The sequence below is a fragment of the Serratia sp. CoH_122_TC_1 genome (genome assembly GCF_058191755.1).
Genome location: NZ_JBXWLA010000059.1, coordinates 1 through 587, shown reverse-complemented (window position 1 = coordinate 587; position 587 = coordinate 1). Strand labels below are relative to the sequence as shown.

The window sequence follows — 587 nt, the reverse complement described above, 5'->3', positions numbered from 1 at the left end:
GGCAAGCTGTATGGTTTCGACATACGTTTCCAGACCGGCGACAAAACGTTTGTTGCCGATGACAAATACAAAACGGCGCTAACACCTGCCTCCGGGACATTTACCGCGCCGATGTCTTTAACTGTCGTGCGTGCGTGCGGAGATACACACCGCAGTGGGACCCAGTATGGACCAACCCGACCCATCACGGCAGCAGCTGGCGGCATTGGAGGCGGTGGTGTGCAAATGTATGCCGGTTGGCGTTACCCAACCACAAGTGATACCAGCTTCCTTAACTGGCCTGTGGAAAAGGACTGGGCGTGGCCTTTTGAATTTTGGTTGGACTGCAATGAAAAGCAAGATAGCCCGCGCAATGTGGCGATTGAAGTGTTCAACCGACCTGTTGGTTTCCTTGGTGCGGGAGCCTACCCAATCCATAAACGCAAACAGATTTTGCCAGAGCTGTCAGAACTATCAGAGTCTATCCTAGAATTTTGGGACGATGCTGCAAAAATGCCGGACTATTATGATTACTACGTTGCGAAGGGAGGGACAAAAACGTCGTATCACCGCCCGTACACGACAGAGATAATCAAATTCATTCGTTA

Annotated in this window: 1 protein-coding gene; it reads left to right on the top strand. The window is 50.9% G+C overall.

Features of this window, described 5'->3' with window-relative positions:
* On the top strand, positions 1 to 587 hold a 587-nt coding region (locus tag AC2FC2_RS26950; protein WP_490660205.1), incomplete at both ends, for a hypothetical protein.